Raw genomic sequence first — 23,701 nt, 5'->3', positions numbered from 1 at the left:
ACTTGTGTGTATAGTTAACGTTCATGACGTTGTCGGTCGTGGACATCAAACCGACCATTGCCTCTGAAGTCCGGGCTACCAAGGCGGAACTGCTCGACGGAGTCCATGCCGACGTACTTCGCGACCTTCTCGAGCGCCGCGGTGTGCTGGTGTTCCCGCAGATCGGCTTCACCGACTCCGAGCAGATCGAATTCACGCAGACGCTGGGCACATTCGCCCCCGAGCGCACGGGTGAACAGGTGTACTCCGTCACCCTGGACACCAGCATCAATGAGCTGGCCGATTATCTGAAGGGTTCGCTGTACTGGCACATCGACGGGACCATGAACGAGGTGCCGATCCGTGCCTCGCTGTTGTCCAGCAAGGTGGTGTGCCCGGATGGTTCCGGTGACACCGAATTCGCGAATACCTACGCGGCCTACGATGCGCTCGACGATGCTGACAAGCATGCGTTCGAATCGCTGCGGGTGATGCACTCGGCGTGGAACACCCTGTTCTACTACGAGCCCGAACCCAGCTTCAAGACACTGCGGACGATGATGGCGATCGGAGATCGTGAACTGCCGCTGGTGTGGAGACACCGCTCCGGACGCAAGTCGCTGGTGCTGGGCTGCACAGCGCGGCATGTGGTGGACATGGATTTCCGCAAGAGCGTCGAACTGCTTGTCCGGTTGCGGGATTGGGCGACCCGACCCGAGTTCGTCTATCGCCACAGCTGGTCGGTGGGCGACCTCGTCATCTGGGACAACACCGGAACGATGCACCGCGCGACCCCTTACGACCCCCAGTCCGGCAGATTGTTGCACCGCACCAAGCTGGAGGGCGAGGAGCCATTCGCCTGATGGACGTCAAGCCTGCCGCATTCCTGCGCACGACGCTTCCCCTGGACCTTTCGGTGCTGACCGACCTGGACAGCGGTCGCTACCATTCGGTCTGGCTGCCCGATCACATGGTGAGTTTCTGGCCGGATTCGCTGTGGACATCGGAATTCACCGACCTGGCGACGGTGTCGCCGTCGCCGCACCGCCACCTCGACGGCATGGCGGTTGCCGCGGCCGCGGCTGTGCTCACCACCAACGTGCCTTTGGCGATGAGCGTGGTCGACACGGTACGTCGCCATCCTGCGCTGCTGGCCCAGAGCGCGCTGACCGTCGACCATCTGTCCCGCGGACGGTTCATCCTGGGTCTTGGTAGCGGTGAGACCGAAAACATCGTGCCGTATGGCTTCGACTTCGCGAAGCCTGTCAGCCGCTTCGAAGAAGCACTGAAAGTCATTCGGTTGCTGTGGGATAGCCCGGGCCCGGTCGACTTCGACGGCCAGTTCTATCGGCTCGAACAGGCCCGGCTGGACACCGAGCCATACGAGGGGCGTTTTCCGCCGATCTGGATCGGCGCGAGCGGTCCGCGGATGCTCGAGATCGTCGGGCGTTACGCCGACGGTTGGTGGCCGGCCGGCGCATGGACACCCGAGCATTACGCGGAGATGCTCGACGCTGTGCGCCAGTCGGCAGACCGTGCCGGACGCGACCCACTGGCGATCACCCCGTGCTTCGTCCAGATCTGCCTGATCGCTGAGGACGACGCCGCCCTCGAGCGCATCGTCCGCGCACCGCTGGTGGCGAGTTTCCTGCTGCAGGTGTCCGCAGAAGTGTTGCGCAACTTCGGATTCGACCATCCGATGGGGGAGGACTGGGGCGGATTCCATGACATCGATCCCGCCACCCTCACCCGGGAACGGGTCCTCGAGTTCCTCGCCCACGTCGATCCCGAGGCGATCCTGGCCGTCGTCCCGCACGGCACACCCAAGCAAGTGGCGCGGACCATCAAGTCATACGTCGACGCCGGACTCCGGGTCCCCAAGATCTTGGACTACAGCACGATGGCCGGCCTGGAGTTCAGCGCCGCGTCGGCGGCCAACGTGCGCAGAACGGAAGACGAATTGCTGACCCTGTGTGGAGGACCGTCATGACCGCCGTGCTGGAGGCCGCCGACCTGCTTGCTTGCGCTCGAGCCGAGACGGGCTGCGACGACTTCGGGGATCCGAGCCTGCCGGAGCGATTCACGCAAGCCGTCGACCATCTCAATGGTGTCGGCTTGGACGCCAACGGAATCGCCGAAGCCGAACGCGTCTGTCACTGGCTGCTGACATCGCGGTTGGAGCTGATCGCCGACCGGACCCGCTATCCGATCGCCGAGGAAGTGATCGACCGGCCGATGTTCGTCACCGGAGAGCCGCGCTCGGGTACCACGCTGATGCACGCGTTGATGTCGGTCGATCCGCACGGACGCGCCCTGCGTTTTTGGGAGGTGATGTATCCGTCGCCACCGCCGGGTCTGGCCGGCCCCGACGATCCGCGTCGGGACAGGGCCGATGCCGATTGGCGTGAGATCAACGCGAAGATGCCCAAATGGCTGCACAGCCATCCCTACAACGACATGCTCGGTGACGGCCTTCCCGAGGACGAACGCACCTGGGCATTCGACTTCCGAGTTATGACCCCGACCGCGTGGTGGCGCGTACCGATGCAGACAGTGGTTGGCGGACTGCCAACCGATCCCGCCGCGCAATATCGGCTGCATAAGGCGATGCTGCAACAGTTTCAGTACAACCGGCCGCGCAAGTACTGGGTGCTGAAGGGCTTCCACGGCTTCCGCCTGGAGGCGTTCTTCGACACCTATCCCGACGCGAATCTGCTGTGGTTGCATCGTGATCCGGTGCAGGTTGCGGCATCGCGCACGATGATGATGGCCGACATCCTGGAGGGCATCGTCGGGCCGGTCGACCTGCAGGCCGCCGCGAAGATGCATCTGGAGCTGACCAGGGTCAGCATCGCCAACACGATGAGCTCGCCGCTGGTGGACGATCCGCGGATCATGCACATCCCGTACACCGAGTTCATCGCTGATCCGGTTGCGACGGTGCGCAACTACTACAGCTTCTGCGGACGGGAGGTCACCGGCGAGGCCGAAGCCGCAATGCGCACCTACCTGGCCGAGAACCGCGGCGACCGATACGGCAAGTTCCGGTACTCCACCTCACTGTTGACCGACATCGGTGAGAGCCTCGACGAGCTGCATGCCGAGTTCGCGTCGTTCCGGGAGCGCTTTGGAGTTCCCATCGAGAATCGGGATTGACCCGGCATGCACGCGCAGCTGTCCGTCCACGATGTCACTTTCATGGGGGCGAGTCCGGCTGAACTGCAGCGCAATTGGTCGGAACTCGGCGTGCGGTGCCTCAGTGTCATCGACACTGAACTGCTCGACCCAGCCTTCCGGCAGGTGGTCGAGGGTGGACGGCATCTGGTGCAGGCCGTCTGCCATGTGTTCGGCGCCGGCCGGGTGCCGACGGACGAGGAGTCGGTCGGCGCAGCGCGGAGCGCCCTGTCCCGGGTCATCGAGATCGCGGCATCCGTCGATGCCCGCTGCATCTATATGCTCACCGGCGGCCGCGGAGAACTGGGCTGGGAGCAGGCCGCCGACGCCTTCGGCTCGGCGATCGAGCCGTGCGTCCGCGAGGCCGAGCAGGCCGGTGTCAGCCTCGCGATCGAGAATGCTTCTGCCTTGTACGCCGACATCCACATGGCGCACAGCCTGCGCGACACCGTCACGCTCGCGGAGTCGGCCGGGCTCGACATCTGCATCGATCTGTTCCATTGCTGGGCCGAGGCCGACCTGACGGGACTGCTGCGCGCAGCGCTTCCGCGGACTCGGCTCATCCAGCTGAGTGACTATGTTCTGGGCGACCGTGGCCTCCCCGCCCGGGCGGTGCCCGGCGACGGCGCCATCCCGATCGAAGCCTTTGTAGCACAGGCTTTGGCTGACGGCTACCGGTTCGGATTCGACCTGGAGCTGCTGGGGCCGCGAATCGACGCGGAAGGTCGATTGGCGGCCGCGCAGCGGGCGTGCGGCGTGGTTCGCGGGATGCTCGACCGGCTCGGCGGCTGAAGAAGAGGAGGACTGCAGTGGCTTTTGGCGACGGTCCGGATGACACGATGCTCGACGATGCGTGGAGCGAGTTCTGCGACCGGTTGAAAGCTGCGGGCGCCCACGCGTTCAAAGACACCAACGCCACCTCCGGCGCGCAACGGGCCGACGCGTTCCGGTTTCTCACTCAGAATCTGGGACAGGCCTTCGACCTTGCTCTGGAAACCCGTGATCCGCGCTATCCGAGCATCCACGCATTCTGCAACCCGACCCGCAAGCTCGGCGGTGACTGTGCCGATTTCACCTATCAGCAGGCCTGGATCGACGGTGTGTCGGCCTACCGCATCACCGGAACCCGCGGCACCGCACGATTTTTCAACATCACGGTGCAGGGCGCCCGTCCGGCCGGCCCGCACGTACTGCATGAGCCCTTCGGCGACGTGCCGGAGGCCAATGTGTTTGGCCACCAGCTGCACGTCGAACCCGACGGCACCTTCGAGCTGTACATCGGCGGCCCCGAATGCGGCCCGAACTGGCTGCCGACCACCGCAGCCTCGCGAAAGTTGTTCATCCGCCAGGGCTTCGACAGCTGGGATGAGCGGCCCGGACAGCTGCGCATCGAGCGGGTCGACATGGATTCACCGAAGCCGGTGCCGACGGCCGCCACGATGATCGATGCGTTCGGCTGGGCGGGTGATTTCGTCACCGGGTTGATGACCAGCTGGCCCGAATTCCCGTTCACCTATGGCGGCGTCGATGCCACGCGGCCGAACAGCTTCCCGGCGATGGATGCCAGCGCGGCCGACGCCAAGCGCGGTCGGACCGCGGCGAATATGTACTGGGAAGTGGGCCCCGATGATGCGCTGATCGTCGAGTTCGACGCGCACGACGGGCTGTGGATGATCACCAACATGGGGGTGTTCTTCACCAGCATGGACTTCCTCTACCGTCCGGTCAGCTATACGCCCAGTCGGGCGGCCACCGACGCTGATGGCAAGGTGCGTCTCGTCCTTGCTCACGACGACCCGGGTGTGCACAACTGGGTCGACACCCAGGGTTTCGAACGGGGCAACCTCACCTACCGCCACATGCTCGAGGGGGAGCCGGCGGCACTGTCCACTCAGCTGGTCACCCGAGCTCAACTCGACAAGGTGTTGCCGCCGGACACCAAGCGGGTCAACGCATCCGAGCGCAGGGCGCAGCTCTGGGAGCGGTTCAACGGTGTGCGCGCCAGGTTCCCGCTGTAGATGCGGTTGCTACTTCGCGCGGTTCATCACCCGGTCGGCCGCTTCCCAGTGTTCGTCGGACACCCACAGTTCGGCGAAGGCATCAATCGCCTCGGTCGGTGTGACGCCGCCGATCACCTTCTTGATCTCCCCGGCCGGCCGGTTGGCCAACGATCTTGCCAGTGTGCGCCATTCGTCGTCGAACGACACTCTTGGAACCACCCGGTCGATCAGGCCCCACCGGTCAGCCTCGTCTGCGGTGAGAATCGTGCCGGACCCGGCGAGCAACAGGGCCTTGCTCTTGCCGACCAGTGCCGCCAGTCGCTCGGCACCTCCCCAGGCCGGCATGATACCCAGCGATACCTGGTTGAAGCCGATCTTGATGTCGTCGGCGGCGATCCGGATGTCGGCGGCGACGGCCACTTCGGCCCCGCCGCCGAGGGCGTGTCCGTTCAGTGCGGCGATGACGGGGGCGGGGAACGCGGCGATGCGGTCGCAGATCGCCCGCATGCGGGCGGCCATTGCGGCGGCTTCCTCGGTGGTGCGCAGCGCGCTGAGTTCCTTGAGGTCACCGCCAGACACGAATGCCCGGTCGCCGCCGCCGCGGATCACCAACGCCTGCGCCCCGGCCGCGGCGTCGAGCGCTTCTTCGAGCTCGCCCATGGTCGACAGCGCGATCGCATTGCGGGCCTGCGGACGGTCGATCGTGAGGACCGCAAGTCCGTCACTCGACTCCAGATCGACCATGGTTGCGTTCTCCGATTTCGGTATTGGCATTCTCGATGACGGAGAATAGCATCGCCAAGCGGAGGTGCTGCAGTTGAGGAATATCCCGGTTGAGCTGAGCAAACGCTACATCGAGGAGGGCTGGTGGACGCCGGATACTCTCGGTGAGCTGCTGGCCAATGGCCTGCGGGCGAACCCCGACACCGGGTTCTGGGTGCACTCCGCGGTGCGTCCGTTCAGCGGAACGTTCCGCGACGTGGAGATCCGGGCGCGCAGGCTCGCGGCGGGGTTGCGGGCACGCGGCGTCGGGCCGGGAGATGTCATCGCCTTCCAGCTGCCGAACTGGGTCGAGGCCGCGGTGACGTATTGGGCGACGTCGTTCCTGGGTGCCGTCGTCGTGCCAATCGTGCACTTCTACGGTCGCAAGGAACTGAGCCACATCATCGGTTCATCGCGGCCCAAGGTCTTCATCACCACCGAGCACTTCGGCCACATGAAATTTCAGCCGGACCTGTGCGCCGACGTCCCGATCGTCGGGTTGGTAGGGGACAACTTCGACGAGTTGCTCGCCGACGAGCCGATGGAAGGCGAGTTGCACACCGACCCGGCCGGCCCGGCGTTGATCGCGTTCACCTCGGGAACCACCCGCGACCCCAAGGGGGTGATCCACAGCCATCAGACGCTCGGGTTCGAGACCCGTCAGCTGCTGGCGAACTACGCACCCGATCGGGGTCGGCAGATCACCGCGACCCCCGTCGGCCACTTCATCGGCATGGTCGGTGCGTTTCTGATTCCCGTGCTCGAGGGCGCGCCCATCGACCTGACCGACGTCTGGGACCCGGGTCGCGTGCTGGAACTGATGGAGTCCGAAGGCATGTCGATCGGTGGCGGCCCGCCGTATTTCGTGACCAGCCTGCTGGATCATCCGAAGTTCACCGACTCGCACATGAGCCGCATCAAGCACGTCGGCCTCGGCGGATCCACGGTCCCGGTCGCGGTGACTCGCCGACTTGCCGATCTGGGTGTGCATGTCTTCCGGTCCTATGGCAGCACTGAGCACCCGTCGATCACCGGATCAGCCCCGGATGCACCGGAGGACAAGCGTCTGCTCACCGACGGTGACGCACGGCCGGGCGTCGAGGTCCGGCTGACCGAGGAGGGCGAAATCCTCTCTCGCGGGCCCGATCTGTGCCTGGGCTACACCGACGACGAGCTGACCAAGACGGCGTTCGACGATGAGGGCTGGTATCACACCGGGGACATCGGCGTGCTCGACGAGGATGGCTATCTGACGATCACCGACCGCAAGGCCGACGTGATCATTCGCGGCGGGGAGAACATCAGCGCGCTTGAGGTCGAGGAGCTGCTGCTGAGCATGCCCGCTGTCGCCGAGGCGGTCGTGGTGTCCGCGCCGGATGCCCGTCTCGGCGAGCACACCGCTGCGGTGCTGCGCGTGAAGGAGGGCCACCAGATGCCGTCATTGGAGGACGTTCGCGAGCACTTCGAGAGCTGCGGCGCGGCCCGGCAGAAGTGGCCCGAGGAATTGCACGAGGTTGCCGACTACCCGCGCACTGCCAGCGGCAAGGTGCAGAAGTATCTGGTGCGCAAGAGCATTACCGAGGGCCGGTAGCACCGAGTCAGAACTCAGGGCGAGATCTCGGCCCGAAAGTCGCGCTCAGTTCTGAATCAACGCGAAGACGCTGCAAGTCCGGCGCGGTAGCCGAACACCATGGCCGGGCCCAGGGTTCCGCCGGCCCCGCCGTAGGCGCGTCCGGTCACACCCGCCATCGCATTACCGGCGGCGAACAGCCCGGGGATCGGTTTCCCGCTGACGTGCAACACCCGGCCGTCGCGGTCGGTGCGCGGGCCGCCCTTGGTGCCCATGGCGCCGATGCCCACCGGCACGGCGTAGTACGGCGGGGTGTCCAGTGGGCCGAGGGTCTGCAGCGCGGGGGTGGCCGCCGAGTTGTCGCCCCAATAACCGTCGTAAGCGCTTGCGCCCCGGCCAAATTCGGGATCGACCTCCGCGGCGACGTTGTCGTTCCATGCGGTGAGCGTGGCGGCCAGACCGTCGGCGTCGATCCCGGTCTTGTCTTCCAGCTCGGCCAGCGTCACTGACTTGTTGAACCAGTCGGGCGCCTCGCCGCCGGGCTCCACCCCGAGGAAGCCATATCGCTTGAGGTGTTGGTCGTCGAACACGATCCAGGCCGGATCGTTGACGTACCCGTGCCGCGGGTCGAGCTGGTGGAACGGCCCGGACATCGAGTTGTATTCACCGGCTTCGTTGAGGAAGCGCTTTCCGGCCCGGTTGACGATGATGCTGCGCGGCCGGGTGCGCTCCAGTCGCACACTGCGGCTGCGCGGCTTACCGCCCAACGTGTCGCCGGGAATCTGGATGACCGGCACCCACCAGGCCTCGCCCATGTTCGCCAGGTCCGCGCCGTGCGCCATGGCCATCCGCAGTCCGTCGCCGGTGTTGTTCGGCGGTGAAACCGGACCCCGCAACGGCCCGCGCAGGTACGCCTCGACCAAGCGCTGATCCCATTCGAATCCGCCGGTTCCCAGGATCACCGCTTTAGCGGCGCGCACCCGGATCTCCTTGCCGCCGTGAGCGATCCGCACCCCGCAGATGCCCGCCGCCGATCCGATCAGCTCGACCGCGCGGGCCTCGGTGACGGGAGCGACCCCGAGGTCCAGCAGGCCCTTCAGCAGGCCGGCGATCAGCGCGGTGCCGGCGACGCAGTAGTCACCGTCCATATCGTCGACGGCGGCGTGGATGCGGGCCCGCGTCTCGGCGTCGATACCGACGTTGCTGAAGTCGACGGGGAATGACGTGATGCGCGAGGCCCATTCGCCCACCGCGGCAAGGCCGAACGGTTTGGCGTTCAGTGACCGTCCGCCACCAGGTTGCCCGCCCGGCAACTCTGGCTTGTAGTCCGGGAAACCCTCGGCGACCTCGAATTGCAGTGCACTGCGGGCCTCCACGTAGTCCAGCATCTCCGGGCCGGTCCGCACGAACGTCTCGACGAGTTCGCGGTCCATGACACCCAGCGATTGCGCCTCAAGGTATTTCAGCGCATCCCCGACGGTCAGCTCACCGCCGGCCGCCCGGTTGTGCGCGGGAATCCATACGATGCCGCCGGACACCGCGGTGGTGCCGCCGACGGTCGGAGCCTTCTCGAACACCGCAACCGAGGCGCCGTTGGCCGCAGCAGTCAGCGCAGCGGTCAGGCCGGCCGCGCCGGTGCCGAGCACCACGACGTCGGCTTCACGGTCCCACCTATGTGAGCCGGGTGCGCCTGAGTCCCAGGTGTCCGCCATCGCCTTCACTCCTATTGCCGCACACGAGCATTGGCGTGTGCATTTACCGAACGCGGGTGTTCGTTGTTGTCACGCTAACGACGCCGATCGCACAGTGTCAAGCGGCCGCATCGCCATTTGCCCAGTTCAGCGGGGTGCTTAACTCAGCACGGTCGAAAGGCGTTGGGCCGCCGCGATCGCGGACTCCCGGCCGTGCAGCACGACGTCTTCACGATGCGAGATCAGGTTGATGCAGGTGTGCGGCGAGCCGGGGGGCCGATGCACGGGGACCGCGAGGCCGTAGGTGTTGGGCTCGACCTCGCCGTAGGTGATGATCCAGCCCTGCTCGCGCGCGCGGGTCACCAGCGGGCGTTCGCCCGGGCGTGCCGGCATGCTCGCCAGCAGGGCAATCCCGGCCGCACCGCGGTCGAGGGGGTAGCGACTGCCCTCGTGGAACGACAGTTGATACGACACCCGGGTGGGCACTATGACAGCGATCGCGACCTGCTGATCGCCCTCGGCGACCAGCAGCGACACCGTCGTTCCGAGCTCGTCGGCCAGATCGCGCAGTGTCGGCATGGACAGCTCGCGGATGTTGTTGTCGAACGACGCGCCCAGGGCGGCCAGGCCGGCCGCGGCACGAAACCGTCCGTCCTCGGCCTTGGCCACCAGCCGGTAGGAGGCCAGGGTGCTCAGCAGCCGGTAGGCGATCGTCCGGTGCACACCGATGTGGTCGGCCACCTGCTGGATGGTGAGCCCGCCTTTGGTGGCCGCGACCAGCTGTAACGCGTGCAAGCCGCGGGCCAGGGTCTGTGATCCCGGCGCAGCGCTGACCGGGCTTTCGGTGGGTGTCTGCGTCATGTCGTTCCCGTGGCTGAGGTGCGAGATCGGGTTCGAGTCACCCCGAAGTGTCTTGACAGACGGCACTCCGAGAGTGATGCTCTTAAACTATCGCACACCATAGTTCAATAATTACACATACCGCTTACAAAAAGCGAGAATCCCATTATCACTGAGGATAGGGGCAGCTGGGTGCCGGAGTTCGAGAGCGTCTGGAGCGACCTGCAGGGCGTTGCATTCTCACAGGGCTATCTGGATGCCGGCGGCGTGCGCACCCGTTATCTCCACGCCGGCGATCCGACGAACCCGACGCTCGTGCTCCTGCACGGTTCGGGTGGGCACGCCGAGGCCTACGTCCGCAACCTCGAGGCTCACGCCGAATACTTCTCCACCTGGTCGATCGACATGCTCGGGCACGGCTACACCGACAAGCCCGGCCACCTGCTGGAGATCCCCCACTACGTCGACCATCTCGCCGCTGTCCTCGACGCGATCGGCGCGGAAAAGGCCTACATCTCCGGCGAATCGCTGGGCGGCTGGGTGGCCTCGCGCTTCGCCGTCGACCATCCTGACCGGCTCGAGCGATTGGTGCTCAACACTGCCGGCGGATCGCAGGCGGACCCCGAGGTGATGAAGCGGATCATCACGCTGTCGATGGCCGCCGCAGAGAACCCGAGCTGGGAAACCGTGCAGGCCAGGATCAAGTGGCTGATGGCCGACAAGTCCAAGGACTACGACGACATCGTCGCCAGCCGCCAGCGGGTGTACCGGCAGCCCGGCTTCGTCAACGCGATGCGCCACATCATGGCGTTGCAAGATCCGGAGATCAGGCAGCGGAACCTGATGACTCCCAGTGACTACGGTGCCATCACGGCCCCGACACTAGTGCTGTGGACCAGCGACGACCCGACCGCCGACACGACCGAGGGGCGCCGGATCTCGGAGATGATCCCGGGCGCCCGCTTCGAGGTCATGGAAGGCTGCGGACACTGGCCGCAGTACGAGGACCCCAAGACTTTCAACCGCCTGCACATCGACTTCCTGTTGGACCGGTGAGCATGACGGCGGCTGCGAACGGCAACGGCACGGTCCCCGGGGTCGACGTCGTTGTGGTCGGCGCGGGGCCGGTCGGGTTGACCCTGGCCAATATCCTTGGCCTGCAAGGCGTCCGCACGCTGGTCGTCGACGAGCGGGACGCGTTGATCGATTATCCGCGTGGAGTCGGTCTCGACGATGAAGGCCTGCGCACTTTCCAGGCGATCGGACTGGTGGACGCGGTCCTGCCGCACACGGTTCCCAATCAGATCCTGCGGTTCTACGACGGCAAGCGCCGGCTGTTGGCCGAAATGGCGCCGCCCGACGCGCGATTCGGCTGGCCCAAGCGCAACGGGTTCGTCCAGCCACTGGTCGACGCCGAGCTGTACAAGGGTCTCGACCGGTTCGACAACGTCGAGGTGGCATGGAGTCATCCGATGACCTCGATCACCGAAACCGCCGGCGGCGTCACCGTCGAGCTGTCGCCCGTCGGTGGCGGGCCGCGAAAGGTCAATACCCGCTACGTCGTTGGTTGCGACGGCGGTCGAAGCGCCACCCGGCGCCTGATGGGGGTGTCGTTCGACGGCACCACCTCGTCGACCCGCTGGCTGGTCGTCGACATCGCCAACGACCCGCTCGGACATCCGAACAGCGAGGTCGGAGCCGACCCGGTCCGGCCGTACGTCTCGATCGCCATCGCGCACGGCATCCGGCGTTTCGAGTTCCTGATCCACGGCCATGAAACCGACGAGCAGGCCGAGGATCCCGCCTTCGTGGCGCAGATGCTGTCGCGGCTGGTGCCGTACCCCGACAGGGTCGACATCATCCGCCGCCGGCTGTACACCCACCATTCCCGGATCGCCAGCTCGTTTCGCAAGGGCCGCATCCTGATTGCCGGCGACGCCGCTCACCTCATGCCGGTCTGGCAGGGCCAGGGCTACAACAGCGGCATCCGCGACGCGGCCAACCTCGGCTGGAAGCTTGCGGCGGTGGTCAAGGGTCAAGCCCGCGATGCGCTGCTGGACAGCTATGACGTCGAGCGGCGGAAGCATGCCCGGGCGATGATCGACCTGTCGACCACCGTCGGCAAGGTGATCTCACCGACCAACGCGCGCGTCGCCGCCGCGCGCGATGTGGTGATCCGCGCCGCGTCGCTGGTGCCGTCGCTGAAGCGCTACGTGCTGGAGATGCGGTTCAAACCGATGCCGCGTTACGAACAGGGCGCGGTCGTGCACAGTGAGCCGCGGCCGCCGTCCTCGGCGGTGGGCACGCTGTTCATCCAGCCGCGGGTGGACACCCGGGATCGGCAGAACGTTCTGCTCGACGACGTCGTCGGCCCGTGGTTCGCCTTCGTCTGCTGGAGCAACAACCCTCGGCAACTGCTGGGGGAAGAGGCCTTTGCCGCGTGGAAGTCGCTCGGTGCGGCTTTCGTCGCGTTGCGCCCGATCACTCAGTTGCACTGGACCGGACACGACGACCCGGACGTGATCGTGGTCGGCGACCGGACCGGGGCGCTGAAGGCGTGGTTCGACGCCCACGAAGAATCGGTGATGTTCCTGCGGCCCGACCGCTGCATCGCCGGCGCCTGCATCGCGCAACGCACACCGGAGCTGAGCGCGGCCCTGCTCGACAAACTCACCCTGACCCCGGGAGGAGGCACCGATGCCACTGGCGCTCTGTTGCATGTCACACAGCCCGCTGCTGAACCTTCCCGGCCCGTCGGCGGAACTGCTTGACGACATCAACGCCCGGCTGGCCGAAACCCGGGACTTCATAGCGGATTTCGACCCCGAGCTGGTAGTCATTTTCTCGCCGGATCACTACAACGGGTTCTTCTACCGGCTGATGCCGCCGTTCTGCATCGGCAGTGCGGCATCCGGTGTCGGCGATTACGGCACCTACGCCGGCCCGCTCGATGTGCCTGCCGATCTGGCCAACGAGATGGCCGCAGCGGTATGGGAAGCCGGCGTCGACGTGTCGCTGTCGGCGGCCATGGAGGTCGATCACGGAACGGTTCAGCCGCTCGAGGCACTGTTCGGCTCCGAAAATCTGCGCGCGGCAGCGCCTCCGGTGATCCCGGTGTTCATCAACTCGGTGGCGACCCCGCTGGGGCCGCTCAAGCGCACCCGGGCGTTGGGCACCGCGATCGGTCAATTCCTGTCGACCTTGGACAAGCGGGTGCTGGTCGTCGGGTCCGGTGGGCTGTCCCATGATCCTCCGGTGCCGACGCTGGCGACGGCGCCGCCGGCCGCGCTGGAGCGCATCGTCGCCGGGGCGCCGATGTCTGCGGAAGGGCGCGCTGCGCGGCAGCAGGCCGTGATCGCCGCAGCGCACGAATTCGCCCACGGGCAGAGCCCATTGCAGCCGCTGAACCCGGAGTGGGATCGCGCGCTGCTGGACCTGATCGACGGCAACCGGCTGGCTGAGGTGGACGGCTGGACCAACGACTGGATCGCCCGCGAGGCCGGCAACTCGGCGCACGAGATCCGCACCTGGGTGGCGGCTTTCGCCGCGCTGGCGGCTCAGGGTGACTATCAGACGCAGCAGCGTTTCTACCGCGCCGCTCCAGAGTTGATCGCGGGATTCGCGATCCGAACGGCGGTTCCCGAGTCATGACACAGTCGTTCGATCACTCCGTCGACGTTCTCGTCGTCGGTTCCGGCGCGGGCGGGATGACTGCGGCGCTGCGCGCCGACGCGTTGGGTTTCGACACCCTGATCGTCGAGAAGTCGGCCAAATTCGGTGGTTCGTCCGCGCTTTCCGGCGGCGGCATCTGGGTGCCCGGTGCGCCGTCACAACGCAAGGCTGGCTACTCCCCACATCCCGACGGGGTGTTCGAGTATCTCAAGACCATCACCGGGGGCCTGGTCAGCGACGAGCGGCTGCGCGCGTATGTCGACACCGCACCGGAGATGATGGAGTTCCTGGAGAAGTCGAGCAACTGGTTCGAATTCGTCTGGAAGCCTGGGTACGCCGACTACTACCCGGAGCTGCCGGGCGGGTCCGAACGCGGCAGCACCATCAACGTCCCCGAGATCGACCTGCGCAAGCTCGGCGACGAGGAGCAGAACCTGCTCGCGCCGCTGGCGCTGGCGCCGAAGGGAATCTGGTTCGCCCCCAAGGACCTTCGGTTGTTCTATCAGGTGCGTCAGAACTGGCGTGGCAAGGCCGTGCTGGTCAAGCTGATCTGGCGGATGTTCAAGGCCCGGGTCTTCGGCGAACGGATGGCTGCCATCGGGCAGTCCCTGATGGCGCGAATGCGGTTGGCACTCATGGAGAAGGACATCCCGCTGTGGCTGTCGGCGCCCATGACCGAGCTGATAATGGATTCAGACGGCGCTGAAGGACGAGTGGTGGGAGCCGTGGTGGAACGGGCCGGCAAACCACTGCGGATCGGCGCGCGGCGCGGCGTGGTGATGGCGTCCGGTGGGTTCGACCACGACATGGCGTGGCGTCGTGAGCACCTCCCGCTGCTCGAGAAGGACTGGAGTTTCGGAAATCCCGCGTCCACCGGCGACGGTATCCGGGCGGGCCAGAAAGTGGGTGCCGCCACCGATCTGCTCGACGAGGCGTGGTGGTTTCCCGCGATGTGCTGGCCGGACGGGCGCCTGCAGTTCATGCTCAACGAACGGATGATGCCCGCGCAGTTCGTGGTCAACGGCGCAGGCAAGCGGTTCATCAACGAGGCGGCGCCCTACATGGACTTCGCGCACGCCATGATCGAGGGCGAGCAGACGGGCGTGCAGCACATTCCGTGCTGGCTCATCACCGACATTGCGTCGTTCCACCGCTATGTGGTGGGTGGGCACCTGCCGATCCCGAAAGTGCCGTTCGCCCCGGTACCCACCGGGCGCAAGATCCCCCAGGCGTGGCTGGACTCCGGGATCGTGGTGGCCGCCGACACGTTCGGTGAGCTGGCGGCCAAGATCGGCGTCCCGGAAGACGAATTGCAGTGCACCGCAACCCGGTTCAACGAATTGGCGCGCAATGGCCACGATGACGACTTCAACCGCGGCGACAGCGCTTACGACAACTACTACGGCGACCCCACGCTGCCCAATCCCAACCTCGCGCCGCTGGGCAAGCCACCGTACCTGGCCTTCCAGATCATCCTCGGCGACCTCGGCACCTCCGGTGGCCTGCTCACCGACGAACATGCCCGGGTGCTGCGTGAGGACGGCTCCGTCATCGGTGGGTTGTACGCCACCGGGAACGCCTCGGCTGCGGTGATGGGTCGCAGCTACGCCGGCGCCGGCGCCACCATCGGACCCGCTATGACGTTCGGATACGTCGCAGCAGAACACATCTCCCACAATTCCAATCGAGAGGTAACCGCATGAAAATCTCGCTGTTCTACGAGTTCCCGCTGCCGCGGCCGTGGTCGGAGGACGACGAGCACCAGCTGTTCCAACATGGCCTCGACGAGGTGGAACTCGCGGATAAGGCCGGGTTCTCCACCGTGTGGCTCACCGAGCACCACTTCCTGGAGGAGTACTGCCACTCCACCGCACCGGAGATGTTCCTGGCCGCGGCCAGCCAGCGCACCAAGAACATTCGCCTCGGCTTCGGCGTCATGCATCTGCCGCCGCCGATCAACCACCCGGCACGTATCGCCGAGCGGGTCGCCACGCTGGACCACCTGTCCAACGGGCGGGTCGAATTCGGCACGGGTGAGGGCTCGTCGGTCGCCGAGCTCGGTGGCTTCGACATCGACCCCGCCGACAAGCGCACGATGTGGGAAGAAGCGCTCGAGGTGTCGATCCGGTGTATGACCGAGGCACCGTTCACCGGATTCAAGGGCGAGCATGTCGAGATGCCGGCCCGCAACGTCATTCCCAAGCCGCTGCAGAGCCCGCACCCGCCGGTCTGGGTGGCGTGCACCCGCCCGTCGTCGGTGCAGATGGCGGCCCAAAAGGCGATCGGTGCACTGAGTTTCGCCTACACCGGCCCCGAGGCGCTCAAGACGCGCGTCGACGGCTATTACCAGGAATTCGAGGCCCAGGGCGCACCGATCACCCCGGCGATCAACCCGAACCTGCTTGCGATCGGCGGTGACCTGTCGATGATGGTGGCCAAGACCGACGAGGAGGCGATCAAGAAGATCGGCATCGGTGGCGGCTTCTTCTCGTTCGGCATCATGCACTACTACATCAACGGCATGCACACCCCCGGCCGCACCGGTGTGTGGGAGCTGTACGAGAACGCGGTCAAGGAAGACCCCACCCTCGCATACGGTCCGGGCCGCGGTGCCATCGGTTCGCCCGAGACCGTGCGCGAGTTCCTGCGTAGCTACGAGGCCAGCGGGGTCGACGAGATCATTCTGCTGCTCAACCCGCGCAGCCACGAGGGCACGATGGAGTCCATCGAGATCATGGGCAAGGAGATCCTGCCCGAGTTCATCGAACGCGACGCCAAGGCCGTCAAGGACAAGGCCAAGCGTCTCGAGCCGGTGATCGAAAAGGTCGAGGCGCGCCGCCAGCCGCTCGACGCACCGTTGTTCGACGAGACCTACGCCTTCGGTGGGCTGCCGACCGGCCGCGGTGGAAAGTTCACTGCCGGAGAGATTCCCGAGGCGATGGCCGAGATCAACGAGGGTCGCGTCAAGGCCGCGCAACTGGAGAAGGAGAAGCGGGAAGCCAAGTAGGACATGGCCCCCATCGACGATCTGCTGCGCTACGACGGCCGCCGGGTGGTAGTCACCGGCTGCGCGTCGGGTATCGGCGCGCAGCTGTGCCAGCAGCTCACCGACTTGGGTGCCGAAGTGGTCGGCCTCGATGTCCGCCGCCCGGCGCCCGGGCCGGGGAAATTCATCGAGCTCGACCTGGCCGACCCCGGCTCGATCGACCGGGTGGCGAACGCAGTCGGCGACCGGGTCGATGCGCTGTTCAACGTGGCGGGAGTGTCCTCGGGCATCGGCAATCCGCTGCTGGTCGTCACGATCAACTTCCTTGGCATGCGGCACCTCACCGAAGCGCTGCTGCCGAAACTGGGGCCGGGCTCGTCGGTGAATTGCGTGTCGTCCCTGGCCGCCGCGAACTACCGTGAGAACCTGCCGCAGGCGGCCGGTCTGCTGGCGACGGGCTCGATGGCCGAGGGCATCGACTGGTGTCATAGCCACGCCGACGCGCTGGCCGACGGCGGGTACCGGCTGTCCAAGGAGGCGATCATCGGCTACACGGTGACCAACGCTGTCCCGCTGGGCGCCAGGGGTATTCGGATCAACTGCACCGGACCCGGCGTCACCGAGACGCCGATCCTCGACCAGCTGCGGTCGGCCTATGGGCCGGGTCTGCTCGACGACATTCCCAAGCCGCTGGGCCGGGTATCGGACCCCGCCGAGCAGGCTGCAGTGTTGGTCTTCCTGGGCAGTAAGGCAGCCGGTTACATCACCGGCCAGGTCATCTGGGCCGACGGCGGCACCATCGCGGCGCGGCAAGCGGCCGACTACGAGAAGGGATGACCAGCGTGGCCAGCATGAGCGATTTCCGTCGGGTCGCCGACGACGTCCGCAACTGGGGCCGGTGGGGCGATGACGACGAACTCGGCACGCTGAACTTCATCACCCCCGAGAAGGTCGCGCAGGCCGCCGCAACCGTCCAGCACGGCAAGGTGTTTCCGCTCGGTGTCGACTTCGGTTCCTCGGGACCGCAAGGCGCGTTCCAATACCGGCAGAACCCGACCCACGTGATGACGATCGACGGCGGCGACGCCAACACCCTGATGGAGTACGGACCGAAGTGGTTGCGTAACCCGACGGCCGTGCAGCTGGGCGGGTACACCGAAGCCGGGCCGATGCGCTTCAACGACGACATGATCATCATGCCGCTGCAGGCCGCCACGCAATGGGATGCACTGTCGCACGTCTACTACGAGGACAAGCTGTACAACGGGTTTCCGGCCGACTCGGTGACCAGTCTGGGTGCCTACTACCTGGGCATCGACAAGGTCGACAGCAAGGGCATCACGTCGCGCGGCGTGCTGCTGGACATCGTGAAGTTGCGCGGGGTGCCGACCTTTTGTGAACTCGGTCAGCCGATCACCCCGGCCGAGCTCGACGAGGCGGCCCGCACGCAGGGTGTCACCGTGGAGCCGGGCGATATCGTGCTGATTCGAACGGGTTGGTGGGCACGCTTTTTGGAGACCGGCGATGGGCAGGAGCCCGGCGCTGGTCTGGATTGGACGTGCGCGTCGTGGCTGGCCGACCAGCAGGTCGCCGCGGTCGCGGCCGACAACCTGATGGTGGAGAACCCGGCCTCCGGTGTCGACGGCGCGATCCTGCCGATGCACATGCTGTGTCTGCGGGACATGGGCCTGATGCTGGGCGAGTACTGGAATCTGACCGAACTCGCCGCCGATTGCGCTGCCGACGGCCGCTACGAGTTCCAGCTCGTCGCGCCCCCGCTCAGCGTCACCGGCGCCGTCGGCTCGCCGGTCAACCCGATTGCGATCAAGTGAGCTATCAGCACCGGACGATTGTCGTCGACGGTCTGCGGACGCATTTCCTCGAGGCGGGCGAGGGCGATCCCGTCGTCCTCCTGCACGGTGGTGAATTCGGGGTCAGTGCTGAAATCGGCTGGGAAAAGCTCATTCCCGCGCTGTCTCAGCACTACCGTGTGCTGGCCCCCGACATGCTGGGCTTCGGCGATTCGGCGAAAGTCGTCGACTTCACCGACGGTCGCGGCATGCGGATCCGGCATATCGCCCGGTTCTGTGCGCTGCTGGGCATCGACTCGGCACACTTCGTCGGCAACTCGATGGGCGCCATCAACCTGCTGGTGGACCTCACCTCGGATGCTCCGGTGCTGCCCGTGCGCAGCGCGGTCACGATCTGCGGCGGCGGCGAGATTCAGAAGAACCGGTACACCACCGCCCTTTACGAGTACGACGCCACGCATCAGGCTATGCGGGCGATCGTCGAGGCGCTCTTCTTCGACCCCGCCTACCCCTCCGATGAGGCCTATGTGCAACGGCGCTACGACTCCAGCACCGCACCCGGTGCCTGGGAGTCATTGGCAGCAGCGAGGTTTCGTCGCCCCGGGCTGGAGGCCCCGTCCACCCCGTCCAGCAAGCGGGCCTACGAGCGCATCGACGTGCCCGTCCTGGTGGTCGAGGGTGCCGGCGACAAGCTCCTGCCGCCGGGATGGGCGGTCGAGATCGCCGAGCAGATCACCGGAGGCCGTTCGGCGGTCGTCGACAATGCCGGCCATTGCCCGCAGATCGAGCAGCCCGAGGCGTTGGCTGAGTTGCTGCTGGACTTCCTCGGCGAGCAGACACAGACTCGCATGATCTGAGCCCGATTCGTGCGAGTTTGTGTCTGCTCGCGCCTAGGGCCCGACCCGCTCGATACCGACGTACGCCGAACTCAACGCCGGTGTCTGCGACAGCGGATCGACCGGCGACCCTTCGACGAGCAGATTGCGGTTGACGCCGAATGACATCGGCTCGGCGCCTCCGCGCGGGTCGAACACCCGGGAGCCCCAGCCATGGTCGACGATCACGACGCCGGGCCGGGGCCGGTCGCTGACGATGGCCGCGAGTTCGACCGCACCGACATCGGAGAACACCCGGACCCGGTCGCCGTCGGCGACAGCCAGCGCGGCAGCGTCTTTCGGGTTGATCACCGCGTGGTTGTTCTTGCCGGACGGGTGCAGACCCGGAATATCGTTGAGCCACGAGTTCATCGAATGTCGTCGCCTGCTGTTCGCGAGTTGGAAGGGTCGCCCGGTCGGCGACTGCGGATGCGGCTCGCTCAGCAGTTCGCGGGCTCGCTCGACGAACTCGGGAGGCGCGACGTGAATCTTCCTGTCAGCGGTGCGCAGGGCCTTTCGCAGATGACCGAATTCGCGCTTGCCGAAGACCCAGCCGTGCGGATGTTCCATCACGGCGCGCCAGCTGATTCCGCGACTCAAACCGACGATCATCCGGTCGATCCAATGCGGGCTGAATGCCAGCGACGGCCTGCGGGTTGCCTTGGCCAGGACCCGGGTTGTCTTGACGAACCCGTTGATGCCCCGCATCCCGAGGAAGGGCCGCTTCATTGCGAGCGTGAGATCGAGGAAGAACCGCCACTCCTCGCGAGCGTCATCGGGCGGATCGACCGCCCGCCGCCCGTACTGGACATACGGCTCGTCGTGCAGACCGCTCGTCAGCGCCAGGAGGTCGTCGCGTTCCAGCCAGTGCGCCGCGGGCAACAGCCAGTGCGCGTGACGGTGGCTTTCGCGCTGCAGGAAGTCGATTGCCACCAGCAGGTCGAGCTGAGCCAGCGCGGCGTCGAGCCGTGCGCCGTCGGGTCCGGAGATGACGGGATTTCCGGCGTTGATCACCATCGCCCGGATCTGCCCGTGGCCGGGAGTGGTGATCTCGTCCGGCAATTCGTCGAGTCCGTGATGGCCGGCGACCATCGGTCGCCCCTGCAGCCGGCTGCGGTGGTCTACCGGTTTGGCGAACGCCGCCAACTTCAGCGCGTCGACGTACCCGCGTTCGAACCGTCGTCCGCCCGGCCGGTCCATCCGTCCGGTGATGACATTGAGCACATGACCGAGCCACTCGCCGATGGTTCCCGCCAGGTGGAGCGACACCCCGGTGCGGGTGATCACCATCGCGCCGGGCGCCGCTGCGAAACCCCGCGCCAAAGCTTCGATGTCGGCACGGGGGATGTCGCAGCGGGCGGCGAGGTCATCGAGGTCGGCCGCTGAAGCCAGATCGCGCACATCGGCCATCCCGACGGCGAGGTCACGGCAGTCCTGGCGGTGCTCGAGGCCCTCGTCGAGGATCACCTTCACCATGGCGAGCATCAGCGCCCAGTCCTGCCCGGGCCGGATCGCGAGGTGGGTGTCGGCTTTCTCGGCGCTCTCCGTGCGGACCGGATCGACGACGACGATCTTGGCGCCCTGACGCTGCCGCGCCAGCGCCCGCTTCCAGCCGCCCGGCACGCTTTCGACCCAGTTCCATGCGCTGACAGCGGGATTCGCGCCCACCAGCAGGAAGAAGTCGCAGTTGTCGACATCCGAGACCGGAACGAACAACTGTGATCCGTACATCGCCTGCGCGACCACGTGCAGATTGTTCTGGTCGACCGAGCCGACGTAATACCGGTTCTGACTGCCGATCGCATCCAGCCAGCCGGTCATGAACAGCAGGTTCGACGACGAGAAGCCTGACGGGTTACCGGTGTACGTGGCGACGGCGTCGGGTCCGCCGGCGTCGAGGACCGCTGACATCCGAGCGGAGATGTCGGCGACCGCCTCGTCCCACGTCGACTCGACGTAGTCGTCGCCCACCCGCCGCATCGGACGGGTGATGCGGCGCGGATGCTCGACGAGCTGAGCCGCGGTGCGGCCTTTTGCGCAGAAATCGGCCCAGCTGTGCGGATTGTGTTTGTCCGCAGAAATTTTCACCACCCGCCCCGCCTCGACGGTGACTTCAACACCGCACGAGGCAAGGCAGTACCGGCAGAACGTGTGGACGGTCTGCCGGTCGGGGTGGGTTACTTCAAGCAACTGCCGCCGTCGACGGGCAGGGTGACACCGGTGATGTAGCGGGCCTCGTCAGATGCCAGGAACAGCACCGCGTTGGCGATGTCCTCGGGCTCCACCCAGCCGATCGGCAGCGTGTGCATCAGCTGACCGACGACCTTCATGTCCTCGGGTCCCGGGTTCTCCAGGTCGGGACGGAACAGCTTCATCGTGCCCTCATTCATGAACAGGGGAGTGTTCACGTTGGTCGGGTGCACGGAGTTGACCCGGATGTTCTGCGCGCCCAGCTCGACGGCGAAGGTGCGCATCAGGCCGACCACGCCGTGCTTGGCGGCGACGTAATGACCGGTGTGCGGGTAGGCCTTGAGGCCGCCGACCGAGCTGGTCAGGATGATCGAGCCGCCGTTGCCGCCGGCGAGGATATGCGGCACACCGGCTTTCACCGTCTTCCACACGCCGCCGAGATTGATGTCGATCATCGCGGTCCAGTCGACCTCACTGGTCTCGTGCAGCGTCTGCCCGCCGTTGCCGATACCGGCGTTGGCCACGATGATGTCCAGCCGGCCCAGCTGATCGACGCCGGTGTCCACGGCCGCCTTCAGGGCGTCGTAGTCACGGACGTCGACCTCGGCGGTGTAGATCTGCCGGTTGTGGCCCTTGACCAGATCAGCGGTCTCGGCCAGATCTTCCGGGGTGGACGCCGCGATCTTGTCCACGGTGTCAACCGGCTTACAGATGTCGACCGCGATGATGTCGGCACCCTCGGATGCCAGCCGCACCGCATGCGCGCGGCCTTGCCCGCGTGCCGCACCGGTGACGAATGCGACTTTGCCTTCTACCCGTCCTGCCATGGTTGTTCAATCCTCTTGTCGTAGTTGGTGGTGTCAGGGGACGATCGTGGGCATCGCGTCCCAGCCGCGAACCGCGGTGGTCTGCGACTTCTTCGCGCCTGCCCAGTCGACCTCCCAGGTGGGGAAGCGCTCGAGGATCTCCTCAAGCGCGATCCGACCTTCCATACGGGCCAGTGCGTTGCCCATGCAGAAATGGGTGCCGGCACCAAACGTCATGTGCGACTTCAGTTCACGGTGAATGTCGAACACGTCGCCGTCGGGAGCGAACCGCCGGTGGTCGCGGTTGGCCGCTCCGACGAGCATCAGCATCGCCGACCCCGCGGGCACGGTCTGGCCGTAGTACTCGACGTCACGGGTGACGTAGCGGGCGATCTGCAACGCCGGCGGTTCCCAGCGCAGGATCTCCTCGATGGCCTGCGGGATCAGCGCGGGATTCTCGGCGAGTTCGCGTCGCTGGTCGGGGTACTCGGCCAAGGTCTTGCCTGCCCAGCCGATCAGGCGTGTCGTCGTCTCCGAGCCGGCCGTCGCGATGACGGTCAAATAGAGCAACAGTTCTTCGCGGTGTAGCCGCCGCACGGTACCGGTTTCATCGGCGAACTCCGCGTTGAGGAGGTCGGTCATGATGTCGTCCGACGGATGGTCGCGGCGGTAGTCGATGAATTCGGCGAAGATCTCGCCGGTGGCCAGCAGGTCCACCTTGTCGGACTGAAGCGTCGCCTCGCCGTGGTCGGTGACCGCGCGCTGCCGGTCTTCCGGAATGCCGAGGAGCATGCCGATCACGCGCATGGGCATCTGCTCGCCGAGGTCGTTGACGAAGTCGAACTTGCCGGTTCCGACCAACGGATCCAGGCAGCGCGTGGTGAATTCGCGGATCTGGGGCTCCAGCGCGGCAACTTTGCGCGGTGTGAAAACCCGCGACAACAGGTTGCGGTGGATGTTGTGGATCGGTGGATCCTCGAAAATCAAAGTGCCGGTCGGAATTTCCATTCCGGATTTGATGATCTCCAGCAGCGCTCCCCGGCCGGAGATGAAGGTCTCGTGATCGATGACGGCCTTGTTGACGTCGTCGAATCGGCTCAGCGCGTAGAAGTCGAGCTCCGGGTTGTAGTAGAGCGGCGCTTCCTCACGCAGGCGCGCAAACATCGGAAACGGGTTGATGTTTTGGTCGACGTCGTAGGGGTCGTAATGCAGATCCCTGTCGGCACTGACTGTCACCGGAATGTTCCTCCCATGGGCCATCGGGTGTGAGCAACTGTTGCAGTTCTGTTCAAAACGTGTCAATGCCATGTCCGGAATGCGCAACGTTTGCTGATCAAGTGAGAGA

At 66.0% G+C, this 23,701-nt stretch carries 20 protein-coding genes; 14 read left to right on the top strand and 6 right to left on the bottom strand.

What is annotated here, in order from left to right:
• The first annotated feature begins 23 nt into the window (after window positions 1-23).
• Genes AB431_RS21505 through AB431_RS21485 form a run of 5 tightly spaced genes read left to right on the top strand, consistent with a single transcriptional unit; the run spans window position 24 to window position 5,171 of the window.
• Entirely contained in the window at window positions 24-842 is an 819-nt protein-coding gene (locus AB431_RS21505) for a TauD/TfdA family dioxygenase (protein WP_047331637.1), read from the top strand.
• Window positions 842-1,969 (top strand): LLM class flavin-dependent oxidoreductase, encoded by a 1,128-nt coding sequence (locus AB431_RS21500; protein ID WP_047331636.1) that lies wholly within the window; start codon window positions 842-844, stop codon window positions 1,967-1,969. The genes AB431_RS21505 and AB431_RS21500 overlap by 1 nt, the downstream gene beginning before the upstream one ends.
• Entirely contained in the window at window positions 1,966-3,135 is a 1,170-nt protein-coding gene (locus AB431_RS21495; protein WP_047331635.1) for a sulfotransferase, read from the top strand. The genes AB431_RS21500 and AB431_RS21495 overlap by 4 nt, the downstream gene beginning before the upstream one ends.
• 6 nt (window positions 3,136-3,141) lie before the next feature.
• Window positions 3,142-3,945 carry a sugar phosphate isomerase/epimerase gene (locus AB431_RS21490; RefSeq protein WP_047331634.1) on the top strand — a complete coding sequence of 268 codons (804 nt, stop codon included), beginning with the start codon at window positions 3,142-3,144 and terminating at the stop codon, window positions 3,943-3,945.
• Window positions 3,946-3,962: 17 nt separating this feature from the next.
• Complete coding sequence (locus AB431_RS21485; RefSeq protein ID WP_047331633.1) at window positions 3,963-5,171, top strand: DUF1214 domain-containing protein; 1,209 nt, start codon at window positions 3,963-3,965, stop codon at window positions 5,169-5,171.
• A 9-nt stretch (window positions 5,172-5,180) separates the two neighbouring features.
• Here AB431_RS21485 and AB431_RS21480 read toward each other — a convergent pair whose 3' ends face one another.
• Window positions 5,181-5,897, bottom strand: coding sequence for an enoyl-CoA hydratase/isomerase family protein (locus tag AB431_RS21480; protein WP_047331632.1), 717 nt, complete (start codon window positions 5,895-5,897; stop codon window positions 5,181-5,183).
• 73 nt (window positions 5,898-5,970) lie between these two features.
• Here AB431_RS21480 and AB431_RS21475 point away from each other — a divergent pair, with 73 nt between their 5' ends.
• On the top strand, window positions 5,971-7,506 hold the full coding sequence (locus AB431_RS21475; protein WP_047333674.1) for an AMP-binding protein: 1,536 nt from the start codon (window positions 5,971-5,973) through the stop codon (window positions 7,504-7,506).
• 56 nt (window positions 7,507-7,562) lie between these two features.
• Here AB431_RS21475 and AB431_RS21470 read toward each other — a convergent pair whose 3' ends face one another.
• Both AB431_RS21470 and AB431_RS21465 read right to left on the bottom strand, forming a co-directional pair.
• Complete coding sequence (locus tag AB431_RS21470; protein ID WP_047333673.1) at window positions 7,563-9,197, bottom strand: FAD-dependent oxidoreductase; 1,635 nt, start codon at window positions 9,195-9,197, stop codon at window positions 7,563-7,565.
• A gap of 138 nt (window positions 9,198-9,335) precedes the next feature.
• Window positions 9,336-10,037, bottom strand: coding sequence for an IclR family transcriptional regulator (locus AB431_RS21465; protein ID WP_047333672.1), 702 nt, complete (start codon window positions 10,035-10,037; stop codon window positions 9,336-9,338).
• Window positions 10,038-10,208: 171 nt separating this feature from the next.
• On the opposite strand from AB431_RS21465, the gene AB431_RS21460 reads away from it, so the two are divergent.
• Genes AB431_RS21460 through AB431_RS21425 form a run of 8 tightly spaced genes read left to right on the top strand, consistent with a single transcriptional unit; the run spans window position 10,209 to window position 19,342 of the window.
• The gene (locus AB431_RS21460) at window positions 10,209-11,072 is read left to right on the top strand and encodes an alpha/beta fold hydrolase (protein WP_047331631.1); all 864 of its coding nucleotides are present in this window, start codon (window positions 10,209-10,211) and stop codon (window positions 11,070-11,072) included.
• Window positions 11,073-11,074: 2 nt separating this feature from the next.
• On the top strand, window positions 11,075-12,787 hold the full coding sequence (locus tag AB431_RS21455; RefSeq protein WP_047331630.1) for a bifunctional 3-(3-hydroxy-phenyl)propionate/3-hydroxycinnamic acid hydroxylase: 1,713 nt from the start codon (window positions 11,075-11,077) through the stop codon (window positions 12,785-12,787).
• Window positions 12,735-13,667 carry a 3-carboxyethylcatechol 2,3-dioxygenase gene (locus AB431_RS21450; protein ID WP_047331629.1) on the top strand — a complete coding sequence of 311 codons (933 nt, stop codon included), beginning with the start codon at window positions 12,735-12,737 and terminating at the stop codon, window positions 13,665-13,667. Before AB431_RS21455 ends, AB431_RS21450 begins: the two co-directional genes overlap by 53 nt.
• Window positions 13,664-15,391, top strand: coding sequence for an FAD-binding protein (locus tag AB431_RS21445; protein WP_047331628.1), 1,728 nt, complete (start codon window positions 13,664-13,666; stop codon window positions 15,389-15,391). The genes AB431_RS21450 and AB431_RS21445 overlap by 4 nt, the downstream gene beginning before the upstream one ends.
• Entirely contained in the window at window positions 15,388-16,695 is a 1,308-nt protein-coding gene (locus AB431_RS21440) for an LLM class flavin-dependent oxidoreductase (protein ID WP_047331627.1), read from the top strand. The genes AB431_RS21445 and AB431_RS21440 overlap by 4 nt, the downstream gene beginning before the upstream one ends.
• 3 nt (window positions 16,696-16,698) lie before the next feature.
• Entirely contained in the window at window positions 16,699-17,511 is an 813-nt protein-coding gene (locus tag AB431_RS21435) for a coniferyl-alcohol dehydrogenase (protein ID WP_047331626.1), read from the top strand.
• A 14-nt stretch (window positions 17,512-17,525) separates the two neighbouring features.
• Window positions 17,526-18,506 carry a cyclase family protein gene (locus AB431_RS21430; RefSeq protein WP_369802935.1) on the top strand — a complete coding sequence of 327 codons (981 nt, stop codon included), beginning with the start codon at window positions 17,526-17,528 and terminating at the stop codon, window positions 18,504-18,506.
• On the top strand, window positions 18,503-19,342 hold the full coding sequence (locus AB431_RS21425) for an alpha/beta fold hydrolase (RefSeq protein ID WP_047331625.1): 840 nt from the start codon (window positions 18,503-18,505) through the stop codon (window positions 19,340-19,342). Before AB431_RS21430 ends, AB431_RS21425 begins: the two co-directional genes overlap by 4 nt.
• Window positions 19,343-19,375: 33 nt before the next feature.
• On the opposite strand, the gene AB431_RS21420 is transcribed toward AB431_RS21425, so the two are convergent.
• Genes AB431_RS21420 through AB431_RS21410 form a run of 3 tightly spaced genes read right to left on the bottom strand, consistent with a single transcriptional unit; the run spans window position 19,376 to window position 23,616 of the window.
• On the bottom strand, window positions 19,376-21,550 hold the full coding sequence (locus tag AB431_RS21420) for a molybdopterin-dependent oxidoreductase (protein ID WP_047331624.1): 2,175 nt from the start codon (window positions 21,548-21,550) through the stop codon (window positions 19,376-19,378).
• Entirely contained in the window at window positions 21,538-22,377 is an 840-nt protein-coding gene (locus AB431_RS21415) for a mycofactocin-coupled SDR family oxidoreductase (protein ID WP_047331623.1), read from the bottom strand. Before AB431_RS21415 ends, AB431_RS21420 begins: the two co-directional genes overlap by 13 nt.
• Window positions 22,378-22,410: 33 nt before the next feature.
• Window positions 22,411-23,616: a cytochrome P450 gene (locus tag AB431_RS21410; protein WP_047331622.1), complete on the bottom strand. Its 1,206-nt coding sequence runs from the start codon at window positions 23,614-23,616 to the stop codon at window positions 22,411-22,413.
• Window positions 23,617-23,701: the final 85 nt, after the last annotated feature.

It is taken from the genome of Mycobacterium sp. EPa45 (assembly GCF_001021385.1).
Classification (GTDB): Bacteria; Actinomycetota; Actinomycetes; order Mycobacteriales; family Mycobacteriaceae; genus Mycobacterium.
Note: the sequence above shows the minus strand (reverse complement) of the source record. Positions and strands in the feature narration are given on the sequence as shown.